Annotated in this window: 12 protein-coding genes; 4 read left to right on the top strand and 8 right to left on the bottom strand. The window is 41.4% G+C overall.

The genetic code is table 11. The features are described 5' to 3' along the window. Positions 1-150: 150 nt before the first annotated feature. The 3 genes from aldA to ED605_RS01820 form a co-directional block, all read right to left on the bottom strand. Complete coding sequence (gene aldA / locus ED605_RS01830; protein WP_121977219.1) at positions 151-1626, bottom strand: aldehyde dehydrogenase; 1476 nt, start codon at positions 1624-1626, stop codon at positions 151-153. A gap of 100 nt (positions 1627-1726) precedes the next feature. Continuing rightward, on the bottom strand, positions 1727-2848 hold the full coding sequence (locus tag ED605_RS01825) for an NAD(P)-dependent alcohol dehydrogenase (RefSeq protein WP_121977218.1): 1122 nt from the start codon (positions 2846-2848) through the stop codon (positions 1727-1729). A 344-nt stretch (positions 2849-3192) separates the two neighbouring features. Continuing rightward, on the bottom strand, positions 3193-4380 hold the full coding sequence (locus ED605_RS01820; protein ID WP_121977217.1) for an NAD(P)-dependent oxidoreductase: 1188 nt from the start codon (positions 4378-4380) through the stop codon (positions 3193-3195). An 87-nt stretch (positions 4381-4467) separates the two neighbouring features. Between ED605_RS01820 and ED605_RS01815 the strand changes: the two genes are divergently transcribed. Further along, positions 4468-5097, top strand: a complete 630-nt coding sequence (locus tag ED605_RS01815; protein ID WP_121977216.1) for a DapH/DapD/GlmU-related protein — start codon at positions 4468-4470, stop codon at positions 5095-5097. Positions 5098-5290: 193 nt separating this feature from the next. Further along, on the top strand, positions 5291-5872 hold the full coding sequence (locus tag ED605_RS01810; RefSeq protein ID WP_121977215.1) for a zinc ribbon domain-containing protein: 582 nt from the start codon (positions 5291-5293) through the stop codon (positions 5870-5872). Between the two features lie 52 nt (positions 5873-5924). On the opposite strand, the gene ED605_RS01805 is transcribed toward ED605_RS01810, so the two are convergent. The 3 genes from ED605_RS01805 to ED605_RS01795 form a co-directional block, all read right to left on the bottom strand. Next, the gene (locus ED605_RS01805) at positions 5925-6440 is read right to left on the bottom strand and encodes a GNAT family N-acetyltransferase (protein WP_121977214.1); all 516 of its coding nucleotides are present in this window, start codon (positions 6438-6440) and stop codon (positions 5925-5927) included. Between the two features lie 15 nt (positions 6441-6455). Next, positions 6456-9251: a cation-translocating P-type ATPase gene (locus ED605_RS01800; protein WP_121977213.1), complete on the bottom strand. Its 2796-nt coding sequence runs from the start codon at positions 9249-9251 to the stop codon at positions 6456-6458. A gap of 86 nt (positions 9252-9337) precedes the next feature. After that, complete coding sequence (locus ED605_RS01795; protein WP_121977212.1) at positions 9338-10762, bottom strand: aspartate ammonia-lyase; 1425 nt, start codon at positions 10760-10762, stop codon at positions 9338-9340. A 383-nt stretch (positions 10763-11145) separates the two neighbouring features. On the opposite strand from ED605_RS01795, the gene ED605_RS01790 reads away from it, so the two are divergent. Further along, a complete protein-coding gene (locus tag ED605_RS01790; RefSeq protein WP_225419020.1) occupies positions 11146-11766 on the top strand; it encodes a DUF3862 domain-containing protein in 621 nt (206 codons plus the stop codon). Between the two features lie 100 nt (positions 11767-11866). Here ED605_RS01790 and ED605_RS01785 read toward each other — a convergent pair whose 3' ends face one another. Further along, entirely contained in the window at positions 11867-12166 is a 300-nt protein-coding gene (locus ED605_RS01785) for a DUF2316 family protein (protein ID WP_121977836.1), read from the bottom strand. A gap of 216 nt (positions 12167-12382) precedes the next feature. Then, on the bottom strand, positions 12383-12946 hold the full coding sequence (locus ED605_RS01780; protein ID WP_121977211.1) for a TetR/AcrR family transcriptional regulator: 564 nt from the start codon (positions 12944-12946) through the stop codon (positions 12383-12385). A gap of 175 nt (positions 12947-13121) precedes the next feature. Here ED605_RS01780 and ED605_RS01775 point away from each other — a divergent pair, with 175 nt between their 5' ends. Then, complete coding sequence (locus ED605_RS01775) at positions 13122-16076, top strand: MMPL family transporter (protein ID WP_121977210.1); 2955 nt, start codon at positions 13122-13124, stop codon at positions 16074-16076. Positions 16077-16277: the final 201 nt, after the last annotated feature.

Genomic DNA, 16277 nt, shown 5'->3' with positions numbered 1-16277 from the left:
AGACACATCCTCTTAATTTTTATTGGTTAATTAAATTTTATCGCTTTTGAAGTACAATAAACAGCCTTCCGTCCTATCGACGAAAGACTGTTTATTTTTGGCACAATTTTTAAATTTATAATTGATCCGTCAGCCCATTAATCAAATTACTTAACCATTTGCCTTTTCAGGGTGTCCCTGCAAGTAAATGACATGGGTATTCAAGTATTCTTCGATCCCGTGACGACCATCATCTCCGCCAATTCCGGACTCTTTCCAACCTGAATGTGAGCCATTCATTGCTTCAAAGTTAAAGCGGTTAATGTAAGTTTCACCATCTTCAAGTTCATTAGCAGCCCGCATTGCATTATCCAGATTTTCGGTAAAGATTGAGGAAGTCAAACCAAAATCACTGTCGTTAGCCATTTCAATAGCGTCATCCAAAGTCTTAAAAGTCAACACTGGCAAAACTGGGCCAAAGATTTCGTCTTGCACAATTTCAGAATCTTGTTTGACATTGGTGATGACTGTTGGTTCGTAATAGAAGCCTTTCTCAATGTTTAACTTGTGTCCGCCGGCCGTAATCTTGCCACCGGCCTTAACGGCTCGATCAACTATCCCGGAAACTTTATCCAAAGCTGCTTGGTTGATCAGCGGTCCCATCCCGATTGACTCATCCTTCATTGGATCACCAACCGTGACTTCACTCATCTTTTTCGACAGTTTCTTAATAAATTCATCCGCAACCGATTCTTGAACATAAACGCGTTCGCAGTTGTTGCAAAGCTGACCATTGTTATCAACTCGTGAATCAATAATTGATTGAACCGCCAAGTCAATATCGGCATCGCTGCAAACAATTGCTGGTGCTTTGCCACCCAATTCAAGCGAAACCTTTGCCATGTGGGTAGCAGCACCTTCCATAATTCGTTTTCCGGAAGCAACTGAACCGGTTAAACTGATAATGCCAACCTTCTTGTTGCGAGTCAACTCATCACCAACCACCGAGCCGGGACCGGAAACAATGTTTACGACACCCTTTGGGATGCCGACTTTTTCACAAATCTTTGCGAATTCAAGGGCCAAATTAGGTGTATCAGAACTTGGCTTCATCACAATGGTATTACCGGTTACCAACGCAGGCCCCATCTTACGTGCAATCAGGAAGAATGGGAAGTTCCAAGGTAGAATACCGGCAGCAACCCCAATTGGCTGTTTGGCAATCATAATGTTTTCATTCTTATTGTCAGATTGCAGAATTTCACCTTCGTATGTCCGAGAAGCACTGGCCATATAATCAAAGTAATCAGCCGAAAAAAGAATCTCAGTCGTTGCTAAAGACTTAATTTTCCCCTGCTCTTCTTGAAGCATTTCAATCAAATGATCCTTTTGGTTTCGAACTTCAGTCGCAACGTCGTGAAGGTATTGACCACGGGTTGCAGCCGGCACTTTCTTCCAAGTCTTCTCAGCTTCATAAGCGGCATCAATGGCTTCACGAGCTTCTTCGCGGGTTGCACTTGGAACTGTCGAAATTGGCTCCCCAGTGGCTGGGTTAATCACCGTAATCTGATTTCCAGAACTAGAATCCTTAAACTGACCGTTAATGTACATTTGATAATGTTTTAATGCGATTGCATTTTGTGCCATGATAATAAGCTTCCTTTCCAATGGCTTCCTGTCGAAATCCAATTGGCAGGAAAGAATGCCCGATTAATTTCGAAATAACTTGTGAGTAACTACTCCTGGTTTAATCACCAGGTTTATAATCCGGATCGATGACCAAAACCGGTTTGATTGTCTTGCCACTAACCGAATCAGCATTGGCTTGATTAATGTCAGCAAACTGATAGAACTTTTCAGTTTTGTCAAAATCAAACATGCCTAATTTATAGAAACGAATTAAACGTGGAATGTCAACTTGCGGAATAGAATCTCCCATGTTAACGCCGACCACTTTCCGATCGCTTGTGCAAAGATCATTCCAAGTATCCAAATCAATATGTTGGTCAGTAACGGCAATGGTGGCTGTTGTCCCACCTTGAGCCAGCGCCTGAATAGAATCTTCCATCACTTTTTTAACACCCGTTGTGTCAACTGCGTAATCAACGCCCTGGCCATCAGTTAATTTCTTAATCGCTTCAACGGGATCTTCTTCCTTACTGTTAATGGCATCCGTCGCACCAAGCTCTTTAGCTAATGCCAATCTTGACGGCACAATGTCGACTGCAATCACTTTTGTGCAGCCGGAGATTCGACCAGCCATCATTGCGGCCAAGCCAACAGCTCCCGTCCCAAAGACGGCAATTGTCGAGCCCGGTTCCGGCTTTAATGTGTTGAAGACGGTACCACTGCCAGTAACGTAACCGCAGCCCAGAGGTCCAAGCTTTCTAAGGTCCAGATCCTTGGAAACTTTAACGGCATTTCGTTCGCGGACAACGGTTGTTGTGGTGAACGACGATTGATCGAACATGTCAGCAACATCATGCCCGTTTTCAGTAAAGTGAGCACTCCCATCCGGTCGAACACCAGACAAATTATTAGCTGCGTAGTTCAAGCACTGGGTTGGAATTCCCTTTAAGCAATTGATGCAATTGCCACAACCATAAAACGACAAAACAACGTGGTCGCCAGGTTTAAAGTTTTTCACTTCCGGCCCAACTTTTTCAACAATTCCTGAACCTTCATGGCCAAGAACAATTGGGTAGCCAATTTCAGCCGTTCCTTTGCGCAACGCCTCATCAGAATGGCAAATTCCCGAGGCAACCATATGAACTTGAAGGTCGTCAGCCTGCATATCGGCTAATTCGACATCATCCTTCATTTCAAATTGGCCGCCCTTCTCGTTAACAACCGCTGCTTTAATTCGCATAATCACATCTCCATAACATTAATATTTGTTATTTATTGAGCAATAATTATTAAATAAAAAATGAGATTTACTTCACAAATTCAACGTCATCATGTCTCACGATGATGACTACTCAGCAATTTTTTGTTTCTCAATTTTTATTTATAATAACCGCTTACATCTTCATTTATAACGTAATTAGCCGACTTTTTCAAGTCCTTTCAAGAATTTATTTCAGAAACTGACCGCATGTAAATTCAGGTTACTACTCCCCGTAACTATTTCACAATCAAATTTTGAAATTAAGCCTACTTCGTGAAAAAGTGAGTAAAATCAATCAACACTTTTTTCATGAATTCAATTCATTATTGACTCAATGGCCAAGCATCGAGATTAGTATTTTCCAGCTTACGAACCCGAAGCATCCCCTCAATGGTTTCAAATTTTGCAAGCAACTTGGTAAGCTGATCAGTTGGAAAATCAGTAAAATCGGTATTAACAATCGTATAGCCATAGCCATTTTGATTATTATTCATCATTTCTTTAATGGGCAAGCGAGCCTGATTTAGCAAATTGGAAATTTTAACCATTACCTCTTGGTGATCTTTAAAGAAAAAGGTTAATCGATGCGGACTAATAAACGGCAAGTCAACTCGTGGAAAATTAACTGATGAGCGAACGGTCCCACTTTCCAAAAAATCCAGCAAATTTTGAAGTACCAGATTCGAACTGTTAGTGAGCGCCTCCATGGTATTACCACCTAAATGCGGTAATAGCGTGATTTTGGGATGATGCTGCAATCCTGGCTGAGGAAAATCACTAATGTATCCTGCAAACTCATGATGATCAAGTGCTGCCACGACTGATTGATTATCAACCAATTCACCACGACCAAAATTCAAGAGAAAAGCCGACGATTTCATCGTTTTAAACTGTTCGGCTGATAATAATTGTTGAGTTGCAGGGGTTAACGGTAGCAATAACACAACAAAATCAGCCAATGTTAAGACTTCCTGAACGGTTTCCAACTGTTGAACATGTCGCAAATTTTTGAAGCTGCGGTTATAGCCGACAATTTGCATCCCCATGTGGTAGCACGCATCCGCCAATCGTTGACCGATGCTACCCAACCCTAAAATGCCCAGCGTTTTACCGTATAATTCCTGCCCAATGTAATGTTGACGATTCGCCTCAGCCGTTTCCTGAAGCGTTTTACCGGGAGACGGCATCAGTTGATCAACCAGTTGAATCGCTTTATTTAACGGTCGAACACATCGAAAGAGCATTTGAATAATCAATTCTTTAACGGCGTTGGCATTGACACCTGGTGTATTAAAAACTGCCGTGCCATTTTCAGTGCATGCTTCAAGATTAATTGTATTGAGGCCGGTTCCCGAACGGGCGATCAGCAATAATTTCTTAGAGATTAAAGAATCGTCAACTTGAGAGCTCCGAACCAGAATGGCATCGGGGGTCTTGGTTTCCGAAAGTTGAAAAACCTCACCGGAAAAATCAGTCACATCGAAAGGGTCAATTGTTTTCACATTATACATAAAATTAAATGCTCCTTTTGGTTTCTTTTTGTAAGAGAATATTATAATATACCAGTAGTAAATTTTGAGAGAAAGAAGTTGAACGCCATGCATATCGATTTTGTCAGATTATCACAAGATCAACCAACGATTGGAAAAAACTCCCAGACTAAAAACACCACTTTTGGCCAGTGGGTCGAAATTGGTGCAAGTAACTTGATTGACAATAGTACGATCGGTGATTATACGTATACTGGTCAGTATTGCTTTATTCAAAACAGTGATTTGAAGAAATTTATCAGCATGGCCGCCATGATTCGCATCGGCCCAACTAACCATCCCTACGATCGACCTGCTCAACATATTTCATTATATAATGGTGGTGCCTATGGATTCGACCATCCTGACAAAGAATTTTTAGAAAAACGAACGCATGTCAGAACAATCATCGGTAACGATGTTTGGATTGGTCACGGTGCAATTGTCCAAGCCGGCGTCAAGGTCGGTGATGGTGCCGTCATTGGTTCCGGAGCAGTTGTGACTAAAGATGTGGCCCCCTACACGATTGTTGGTGGCGTCCCGGCAAAACCGATTAAGGATCGTTTCCCCGACGAAATTAAAACAGATATGGAAAAAATCGCATGGTGGAACTGGTCCCGTGAAAAAATCGAAAAATATTACCTTGATTTTCGATTACCAGTGCAGGAATTTGTTAACAAGCACTTACCAAAATCCTAACAGTGTTTTAAGTCAAAGGGCTGGAATAATGTTTATTCTGAACCCTTTTACTATAGCCAAATTCCTTAAGCTTAAGGCAGCACTTGTCATCAATATCCGATTTTGTTAACAAGATGTATAATGATTAGGTAGCTGTTTCTGATATAATAAATAGCTGAAAGAGAAGTCGGTACATATTGGAGGAGATTAAAAAATGTCACAGGAGAAAACCAAGACTTGTGTCATGTGCGGCAAAACCATCCCGGCATATGCCAACTTTTGCCCTTACTGTGGTGCAAAACAACCTTGGCTGGAAGAAAATGAAAATGCTCATTCACGAGTTGGCCAAATTGTTCAATGGCATGAAACCCCACTTGGCCGCATCGGGATTTTAGTCGTTGCCTTTTTAATCATCATCGCTTTTGCCAGTTCATGTCGTCTTCAGGATGGCCCTGGCCATAAAACAGTTGGACGCGAACTCAACCAGTATTTATTTAATACCCAAAAGAAAACCCCGTTTGGTAAAAATCCTAAAATCAAAGTTGATAAAAATAAGGGCGTTTCGATTAAGATTTCAAATTCTGGGCGAGCCGTTAAAGATTTAAAAAAAGGCAAACCGGCAACTTGGAATCGCTTTGTGACTCGCGTTAAGCGACGCTCAAACGCCTTTAAACACGTTTATTCAAACCAACTTTATTCCAAGTTTAAAATCACTGCCAGGGATGGCAAAAAACAAACATTATTAAAGGTTGACCAAGGAAAAATCAAATACAACATCGCGGATAAATATAACTGATTTTCATTTTTAAAGAGGGATCATGGCTTCAAAACTGCCATGGTCCCTTTTTCTAAAGATCCTTAGCCATGATTAAGTCACGTTGTCGGCTGCTGCCCAACACAAAAACATGGTCACCAATTTGCGAAAAACCGAGTTTTCGATAAAACTTAATTGCTGAAAAGTTTTTCTCCCAAACACCAAGCCAAATTCGTTTTTTGGAGAGTCGCTTTGCCACTTCAAATGCTTTATGCATCAAATGAGTCCCAAGGCCGAGGTGTTTAAAAGATTGGCGAATATAAATTCGCTGAATTTCAAGCGAATCCGGTCCGTAAGCCTCCGTTTGATTATCACCAAAATTAAGCTTTAAGTAGCCGGCTAATTGATCATCCCGATAAATGAAGAAAAAAGCAGCTTCCGGATCCGATAATTCTGCCCGCAATTTGGGCAAACTATAAGCCGTCTGCAAATAATGAGTTAAGTCCATTGGCGTGTTCACAGCCCCAAACGTATCGGCAAAGGTTTCCCGACTGATTTCCTGTAAGGCCTGAACATCTGCCAGTGTGCATTCTCTTACCAATGTTCCCAAGTTAAATTCCCCCGTTTAATTATTTTTAGTTGATTGATGGTCTTTAAGCCGCCGAACCAGCCACTTTCTAGATTCTTCCAACAAAAATAAAGGGATGGGGATGCAAAAGAGAACGCCCCATTCAGCCGTGGTCAACGGGCCGGTGTTGAAAATTTCCTGTAGAAATGGCACATTCATTAAGAGTGCCAATAGGAGAATTTCGGCAACAATCCCCAGCCAAATTCGCCGATTACTAAAGATCCCAATTGAAAAGACGGATGACAATTGCGTTCGACAATTCATCGCTGCGGCAATTTGACAGAAGATAATGGCGCCTAACGTCATTGTTGTCGCCTTGGCATAACCGACACCTGAAGTCATTAATGCCGCATTTGGCCAACCATTGACATAATTGACAAAAAAGTAAGCGGCCGTTGAAATGACCGAAGCCCACAAACCGTATAACCCAAAGGCCTTCCAGATAATTGATTTATTGAGTAAATGACTATTCTGCGGCCGCGGCGGTTGCTTCATAATGCCTGGTTCACTTTTTTCGGTGCCTAATCCAAGTGCTGGTAGAAGATCGGTTCCCAAATCAACCGTTAAAATCTGCATGACGGTTAACGGTAATGGTACCAATCCCCGTGTTAGTAAGAATACCACCGAAGGCATTGCTTCAGGCACGTTACTATTCAAAATATAAAGCAAAAATTTTTGCAAATTACTGTAGACGGTCCGTCCTTCTTCGATAGCACTTACAATTGATGCAAAGTTATCGTCAGTTAAAATCATATCAGCGGCATCTTTGGCAACGTCAGTTCCAGTAATCCCCATCGCAATTCCAATATCTGCACGCTTAAGTGCTGGGGCATCGTTGACACCATCCCCGGTTGACGCGACAATCTCACCATTTTGCTGGCACGTGGAAACAATCCGAAATTTATCTTCCGGGGCAACTCGGGCGAAAATGACTTCATTCCTAACAATTTGCTGTAGCGCATGATCAGACAATTGTGCCAGCTGATCGCCGGTCACTACCCGAGCGCTGGGTGATGTGATCCCAATCCGAGTGGCAATACTTTTAGCTGTAATCGGACTATCACCCGTAACCATAATAATTCGGATGTTGGCTTGATGACATTTTTTGACAGCTTCAAAGATTTCTGGTCTTGGTGGATCCGACATCGCCGCCAAGCCAACAAAAATCATATGAGTTTCAGCACTTTGAATCGTATAATCGCTCAGATTTCTTCCTGACAGCGGATCGGCAGCAGTTACTTCACGAAATGAAAATGCCAATGTCCGTAATCCTTCACGGGCATACTTTTCGTTAACCGCCAGGATCATTTGACGATCTTGATCCGTCAATGGTCGAACCTGGCCATTTGCCAAAATCCGATCACAAATCTGTAATTCGCTGCTCAATGCACCCTTTGTATTAACCTGAATTTTACCGGCCGGCGTTTTCGTAATCGTGGACATCAATTTTCTAGTGGAATCAAATGGTAATTCTTTTAATCTCGAAAACTTTTGCTTAATTTCTCCAAAATTAATACCGGCTTTTCTGGCTAATATAATCAAAGCAGCTTCAGTCGGCGTGCCTAGGATTTTGGACTTCTCAGTTTGCTTGCCTTCAACAACTTCCGTATCATTATCCAAAGTTGCAATCTGCACCAGCATTGTCAAATCGGAAGCTTCTTTAAGGGCCACCGGTTGACCATTGACCTGAATGACGCCGTTGGTGTAGTAACCGGTACCAGTCACGTCAAACTGGCCGGTAGACAGCCAAAGATGGTTAATGGTCATTTGGTTTTGAGTTAGCGTGCCAGTTTTATCCGAACAAATGACAGTCGTTTCGCCTAATGTCTCAACACTACTTAAGTTCTTCAACAGTGCGTGCCGCTTAGCCATTCTCTGGGTCCCTTGAGCTAAAGACAGAGTGACCGTTGGTAATAATCCTTCTGGGATGAAAGCCACAATCATCCCTAACGCAAAAATAAACGATTTGGCTACAGGATAGTGAACGAAGAAAATCGCCAGCACAAAGAAAGCAACGCCAATCAAAATAGCAATTAATGTTAGTTGCCGAGTTAACCGGTTAAGTTCACGTTGCAAAGGATAAACGACCTTTTTCTGACTTGCGGTTAATCGCGCAATCCGCCCAAATTCAGTTGACATACCTGTCGCAAAAACCAAGGCATTTGCCGTGCCACTCGTAACGATAGTCCCAGCAAAAACCACATTTGCCTGAGCAAACTCGCCATCGCCGGCTCGATACTGATCATTTTTTTCAACTGGGACTGATTCACCGGTTAATGATGATTCATCAACCTGAAAGTTAGCGGTTGAAAACACGCGGGCATCTGCCGGAATCGCATCTCCGGCCTGTAATGAAATTAGATCTCCTGGAACTAATTTCTCCACTTGAATCTGTTTTGCTTGGCCATTTCGAATGACTTTTACATAGGAGGGCAGTAAACGTTTTAAAGAATCCGTCGCTTTTTGCGCGGCATGTTGCTGCCAATAAGAAAAGCACCCATTAATGACATTGACGGCCCAAATAGCAATTCCCAGTTCGAGCATGCCGGCAAAAATTGCGATAATCCCGGAAATCCAAAGTAGAATTGCCATTAGTGAAGTGAAATTCTCAATAAAAATTAACAGCTCTGAACGATGAGCACCCGCTTGAATCGTGTTTTCACCATACTTTTCAAGTCGCTGTGCTGCTTGTCTATCATTTAACCCCAATTTGGTCGTCTGATATTGGTTTATCAAGTCATCAAGGCTGGTTCTGGCAATGTCATCAATATGACTTGCTTCACGATTTGCCATGATAATCCCCCATTTCTGAAATTGCTTATCAAGTTCAGTATAGGGCTTTTCACGAGTAAGTGTTAACGATCAATTAACGATCATTTTCAGTGAGAATGACCAGCTAATGATTTTAATTTTTGTAAATCTGCCTGATTTTGATTAGTTAAGACTTCAGGAGAAAACAAATTATCAATCAACGTTGATGCTAATAATTGTTTTTGTTTAACCAAGGTTTTAACCGGTATTTGAACACGTTCGGCTTCTTTGATCAAAGCCGTTGTTTTCTCATAGCCCAAGTACGGCGATAGAATCGTTGCAGCAATCGCTGATTGGTCAACCTCATTTTGACAATGGTTGACGTTAACCTGGATCCCACGAAGACAGTTTTTAACTAATGTCTTAATTGCTGCTGTCAGGTGGCTTTCACTCGTAAGTACTTCTTTAAAAATGATTGGCTCAAAAGCGTTTAGTTCTAATTGACCATTTTCAACTGCCAAAGTGACTGTGACATCCTTACCAATCACTTCAAAAGCAACTTGATTGACGACCTCAGGAATCACCGGATTAATTTTTCCAGGCATAATTGAAGAACCGGCTTGGACTTTTGGCAAGGACAATTCGGCTAACCCGGCTTGAGGACCACTTGAAAGGAGCCTCAAGTCATTACAAAATTTCGTTAAATTAAGTGCCAGCCCTTTTAAAATGCCGGAAAAGGTTGAAAAGGCATCACTATTTTGAGTTGCTTCAATCAAATCATCAGCCTGCGTTAACGATAGGCCGGTAATTCGGTTCAATAGTGGCATAACGGCCCGTTGATAATCACGAGTTGAGTTAATCCCAGTACCAATTGCAGTGCCACCCAAATTAACCGTCGCAAGCGTTTTTTCAATTGCTTTCATTTTTTGCAAATCTCGTTTGAACATGGCCGCAGAGGCACTAAAGCTTCTTCCAAAAGTTGTTGGAACAGCATCCTGAAGTTGCGTGCGACCAACTTTGACCGTTGATTGATATTGATGCGCTTTTTCTTCAAGCACATGGATTAGACTGTTGACGGCGTCTTCCAAAGGAGCCAAGTCTTTTAACATGGCTATTTTACCAGCAGTCGGATACGTATCATTTGTTGACTGGCATTGGTTAACATCATCGTTAGGATGAATCTTAACAGTTAATTTTCCCTTTTGCCTGCCAAGCTTCATTGCCAAGTTGGCAACTATTTCATTGATATTCATATTGGTAGATGTGCCCGCACCACCCTGAATTGCCGGCACAATCACCGATTCGAAATCCTTTGATAAGAGTAACTGGTTGCAAGCGGCAATGATTAATAATGCTTTGTTCGAATCAAGCGTACCCGCCTGTTGATTAGCAATTGCCGCCGCCTTTTTGATTTGCAGATAGGAAGCAATGATTAAGGGATTTACCCGTTCCCGGGTTATCGGAAAATTACGTGCCGCTCGCAGCGAATGAATCCCATATAATGCGTTATCTGGTACTAATTCCTCACCAATACAATCTTTTTCAAGTCTCATTGTCAATCCCCGTTTCGTTTTATGTCATTTAATCTAACATTAACTTACACAAGATAATATATACCTATTCTTGTTTTTGTCAACTCGTTTCCGATATACTTGGATTTATGTCTCTGACCAATTATATACGATTAAACTATTCAAGAGTGTTAATTTATCAAATTTTTCCTAATTGCACTTAACAAATGTTACTTTTTATGACATTAATCAAGTTAATGACGAAAATTACGACTAAATTTGAATTGATGTGCTTGAAAAAATGTTTAAAAATTTTGAATTTTCGGTAAATCCCGTTTATCTCTGTTATGCTTAATTAAATTAGTCAATTTAATCTTGACTTCAACTAATTTTAAATAGTTATCTCTTTTTGGGGGAAAGAAACAGTGAAAAAAATAATCATGCTTGCAATCCCATTAGCAACGATGCTCAGTCTCAGTGCCTGTGGCCAGTCTGATAGCAATCAATCTTCAACGCACCGCCAAGCTGCTCAGTCATTTCGAGTCGCTACTAATGGCTCAGCTGTCAGCCGCTTTGACTATCAAAAAATAGTGACGGGTAATGTCACCTCACCTCAAAGTGGAACTTCTGAAAAAGAACTTTTACACTCATTTGGCAAACCAAATTCAACAAGTCATGTAACGGTTTCCGGTTCCAGCAAAAAAGCGGCTGTTCAATATACCTGGACCAACTTAAAGAAGGATTTTAACGCAACGGCAATGACAGTGGAATTTTTAGATCACCACGCCATCAGTAAGGGCTACCTGCCAGTCACTAGTAAAAAAAGACGACCTGTCTCATTACTTAAGCTAAAGCAACTCAAATCAGGCTCATCGTATCAACAAGTTGTTGAAAAATTAGGAGTTCCTGCCGCCGAATCGGTAACCGGTCACGGGGAAGTTTCGGCAAAAAATGTTACGTACGCCACTGGTAAAGATAGTAAAGCTGTTAGTCTCATGTTCTCAGGCAATCGACTAACCACCAAGAATCAAACCAGTTTGAAATAACACGTCATTAATCAATCGTCCAAAAAAGACTACCTCAGTTCAGTTGCTCACTTGACTAAAGTAATCCTTTTTTCGATAATCATTAGCTATCTGATCTTTCCTAAGCCAATTTGCCCCTTTGAATAAATTGATCATCTAAAAATGGGTATCGGCTTGGATCACCATTTAATTTGGAAAATGGATATGGCTCTTTACCCTGATCCAAAATAATTGACACTAAATAATTTCTTAATATCCAAGGTTCCTCAATTCTGGTAACCTGTAAGTTCAGTACCTGCCGCAAATGGTCAGTCGTCGTATGTAACTCATCTGCTGCTTGGTTAAGTGAAACACCGGCCAAGTCAAAATTTTGTGACAACTCATTAATAGTTGCTGCTCGTTCATCAGGTGTCAAAGACATCCCAGTCACCTCCTCATTGTTATTTTCTTCAATCCTAACCATCACCACCTTAGTGGCCTTAGTGGCTTTATCAACGCCGCTCATCAAACCAATGTGCATCATTGAGAAGGGACGAATTTACGTTTATAATAGCAGATATGTGAGGTTGTAGGTTGGAAAAGTCTCGAACTGGTAATGCTCAATGCTGCCAACTTCAACCTGCTTCAGTAAATCACTTTAGCCTAATAAGGTCTCCAAGTATTGGTGTGCTTGATCTTTTGTTGTTGGTTGTTGCTTTAAGAAAATCCACTCCAGTATCAGCATCACCGTTTCACTACAGTGGTCTGCCATGAGTTGAGTAGGAATTTCCGGTTTTGAATAACACAGGGATTCATAAAAAATATGCTGGATCACAGTTTTTAGATAGTTAACAAAACTGTTGACCAAGGTGCCCGAAAAATCATTATTTTTAAGAATTCCTTTTAGGAGCGCCTGCTTTGCTTCAAAAAGATCATAAATCCGGTCAAAATAAACCACCAGGTCTCGTTCTGAACTGACTTTAGTAACCTGGTCAACCTGAATTTCGGTAGCCAGCACATGCCAGCAATAATCGACCAAATCATATTTATCGTCAAAGTAATTATAAAAAGTGGCTCGTGGAAAATTGCTGATTTCACAAATTTCGTGGACACTAATATGTTCAAAACTTTTTTTCGACAATAAATCCAACATCGTAGTAAAAAAGGCATCCAGTGTCCGTTGGGCACCTCTGGTGGGTTTCTTTGTTAAATCGTATTTCATGATTGCCTCGCTAACTTTGCAGTTTTAATTTTTTGTCTAACATTAGACAAACGCAATTAATTGTCACTTGCGTCATTTCCAGGCCGAGTTTATCATTTTCAAGTAGTTTATACAAGTGTCCAAATTTAAACAATTGCTTACTTACAATAACATTTTTAAAGGGGAGAAAGTATTAATGCAAAATTTCATTAGAAAACACGGCTTAGCGTTGATTGTTTGGATTGGGCTAGCTTTAATCGCTATGTTCACACTACCAAACATTTCGCAATTGGTTCGTGATAAAGGAGCCGTTACACTACCTTCAAACGTTGAGAGCCAAGTCGCTAACAAAATTCAAAAAAAGGCGTCGGGTAATCATTCAGTTCGTGATTTGATTCTGGTCTTTAATAATAAAAATGGCAAGATTACTGCAAGCCAATCACAACAGATTGCCGATGTAACTAGTGCAATCAAAGGCGATAAGAGCTTACATATCAATAAAGTCACTAGCCCAAGTGACAATTCTGCCGCCAAAAAGCAGTTGACTTCCGATGATCAAACGACGCAGATGGTCATGGTCACCTTATCTAGTAAGTACAAAGTTCGAGGGCAAACCGATAAATTACTTCAAAAAATCAAGACTCCCGGTTTACGGACTTATGTTACCGGTAATGATATTTTGAATGAAGATTTTTCAACTGTGACCGAACAAGGCTTGAAAAAAACTGAAATTATTGCCGCAATTTTTATCTTTCTTGTTCTAGTCGTTGTCTTTAGATCTCTGCTTATTCCATTCATTTCACTGTTAACGGTTGGGTTATCCTATTTATTGTCGTTAAACGTTGTGATGAACTTAGCAGATAAAGTCAACTTCCCAATTTCAAACTTTACTCAGGTTTTCTTGGTTGTGGTTCTGTTTGGGATTGGAACAGACTATAACATTCTCCTCTATGATCGCTTCAAAGAAGAAATCAAAAAAGGGGTCGAAGCTCCCGAAGCCGCAAAGGTGGCCCGAAAACACGCCGGTCGAACTATTCTTTATAGTGGTTCATCAGTCTTAATCGGTTTTGCTGCCTTGTCACTGGCAAAATTTGGTTTCTATCGCTCAGGCGTGGCCGTCGCAGTTGGCGTGGCCATTCTCTTGGCGGTTCTTTTAACCTTCAACATGTTCTTTATGGCCATGTTGGGTGAGAAATTGTTCTGGCCAAGTAAGAACCTTTCCGCTCACGATAGAAGTTTCCTGTGGAATTTTCTCTCCAAAACCACCCTTTCCCACACTTTCATCATGGTCGGGATTTTAATTATTGCTGCCATCCCACTGTTATTCTTGGGAACTCACCCACTTAACTTTAACAACGCTGACGAATTGCCCAATACCGTTCAATCAAAGGCCGGCTATAACGTTATTCAGGCCCATTATCCAGCCGGCATGTCCGGCCCGTCGACTTTATATATTGAAAGTAAGAAGCCGCTGAATACCCAAAAGGATTTGGCTGAGCTCGATGATTTGACCGGCTATCTGAAATCCGAACCCGGCGTTAAGACCGTCTCATCAGTCACCCGACCCGGCGGTGAAAAAATTCAACAACTTTACCTAAAGAGCCAATTAGGAAAACTGGTTAGTGGTTTAAATCAAGCAAATGCCGGTCTCAAAAAAGTTCAGCGCGGTTTGAAAAAGGCTAACAAACAGTTAGCTAGTTCAAATCCTGATCAAAGTGCTGCTCAAGTTCAACGACTTGCAACTGGTGCCAAGAGCCTCCAATCAGGTGCACAACAGCTTAGTCAGGGAATTTCAACCTATACAAATGGTGTTGGTCAACTTTCTAGTGGCTCTCAACAACTGAGTCAAGGGGCCTCATCCCTAACAAGTGGCGTCGGCCAACTGCAAGCTGGTAGTCAACAGGTTACAACGGGTATTCGCAATCTGCAGCGTCGAACTGGCCGACTACCATCAGTTAGCCAAAGCGCGGGACGTTTAGCTGCTGGTTCAAGTTCAGTGACATCAGGGCTTGGCCAACTAAGAGCGCAATCAACACCATTTGCCAGCGGGTTAAACCGCTTGAGCCAGGGTAGTACCCAGTTGCAGCAAAATAGTTCATCACTGACTGCCGGTGCTAGACGGGTTGCCAATGGCAGTACCCAAGTTAATAATGGCGTTCAGGAACTCAATGCCAAAATGAAACGGTTAGCTGCTCAAACTAAACAACTTCAACAGGGATTAACTTCAGCAAACACCGGACTGACTCAAATTGGTCGCGGAACCAGCACCGTTAACAACTATTTGAAACAAATGCAGAAGTCATATCTTGGTAATACTTTTTATATGCCGGCTGAGACAATCAAGAGTGCGTCATTTACGCCATCTCTGGATTCCTTTATGTCCAAAAATCGTAAAATCACCAGCATCACGATTGTCTTAAACTCTGACCCAAGTACCACCCAATCTGCTAAACGAATTCGAACCATTTCATCAGATGTTAAATCCAAATTAAAGAATACTGATCTGAAGAATGCAACGGTTGCCATTGGGGGCCAAAGTTCTCAAACAGCCGATCTTCAAAAGACCGCTAACGGCGATTTCTTGCGCACCGTTGTGATCATGTTAGTTGGAATCGGGTTGGCCCTAATGATTGTGACCCGTTCACTGGTTCAGGCACTCACAATCATTGGAACTCTCGTAGTGACCTACTTCGCCTCTTTGCAGATTACCAGATGGCTGTCAGCCTATCTGATGGCTCGTGATCTGTTAACTTGGAACACCCCATTCTTTAGTTTCATTATGTTAATTGCACTTGGAGTCGATTACAGTATCTTCTTAATGATGCGATATCGGGATGACGCCAGTGCCATTCCTGATGTCCGTCGGCGGATTCTACATTCGGCAACCATTATTGGAACAGTTGTTATTTCAGCCGCGATCATTTTAGGTGGTACCTTTGCAGCGTTAATTCCTTCCAGTGTTTTGACACTAATCCAAGTGGCAACTGCCGTGATTGTCGGGCTAATTATTCTGGTCATTACACTACCGATCATTATGTCAGCGATGATTAAGTGGACTTACCCTTATGTCACTGATAAAATGTATCAAAAGAAACTGGCTGAAGATGAAAAGAAGCATCCAACCCGACGCAGTAAACACTCTGAATCATAAGTAAATCAAGTGATTCAAAAAACAGTTTATCAATCATTTTTCAATGAAAAGTGATGATAAACTGCTTTTTTGATGATTAAATAATTGCTGTTAAAAAGGTGCTTCGCATCTGCCATTTGACATTGCCCTTTAAAAAAAGCTATATTGCATATATACTTTTAAGCGTGAACTCATTTTTAACCTAGAATTGACAACTAAGAA

The sequence above is a fragment of the Lentilactobacillus raoultii genome (genome assembly GCF_900411375.1).
In the GTDB taxonomy this organism is placed as follows: domain Bacteria; phylum Bacillota; class Bacilli; order Lactobacillales; family Lactobacillaceae; genus Lentilactobacillus; species Lentilactobacillus raoultii.
Note: the sequence above shows the minus strand (reverse complement) of the source record. Positions and strands in the feature narration are given on the sequence as shown.

Coding starts and splice junctions, on each gene's coding strand:
- aldA (WP_121977219.1), bottom strand. CDS start 1,626: ATGGCACAAAATGCAATCGCATTAAAACATTATCAAATGTACATTAAC.
- ED605_RS01825 (WP_121977218.1), bottom strand. CDS start 2,848: ATGCGAATTAAAGCAGCGGTTGTTAACGAGAAGGGCGGCCAATTTGAA.
- ED605_RS01820 (WP_121977217.1), bottom strand. CDS start 4,380: ATGTATAATGTGAAAACAATTGACCCTTTCGATGTGACTGATTTTTCC.
- ED605_RS01815 (WP_121977216.1), top strand. CDS start 4,468: ATGCATATCGATTTTGTCAGATTATCACAAGATCAACCAACGATTGGA.
- ED605_RS01810 (WP_121977215.1), top strand. CDS start 5,291: ATGTCACAGGAGAAAACCAAGACTTGTGTCATGTGCGGCAAAACCATC.
- ED605_RS01800 (WP_121977213.1), bottom strand. CDS start 9,251: ATGGCAAATCGTGAAGCAAGTCATATTGATGACATTGCCAGAACCAGC.
- ED605_RS01795 (WP_121977212.1), bottom strand. CDS start 10,762: ATGAGACTTGAAAAAGATTGTATTGGTGAGGAATTAGTACCAGATAAC.
- ED605_RS01785 (WP_121977836.1), bottom strand. CDS start 12,166: ATGTCTTTGACACCTGATGAACGAGCAGCAACTATTAATGAGTTGTCA.
- ED605_RS01780 (WP_121977211.1), bottom strand. CDS start 12,946: ATGAAATACGATTTAACAAAGAAACCCACCAGAGGTGCCCAACGGACA.
- ED605_RS01775 (WP_121977210.1), top strand. CDS start 13,122: ATGCAAAATTTCATTAGAAAACACGGCTTAGCGTTGATTGTTTGGATT.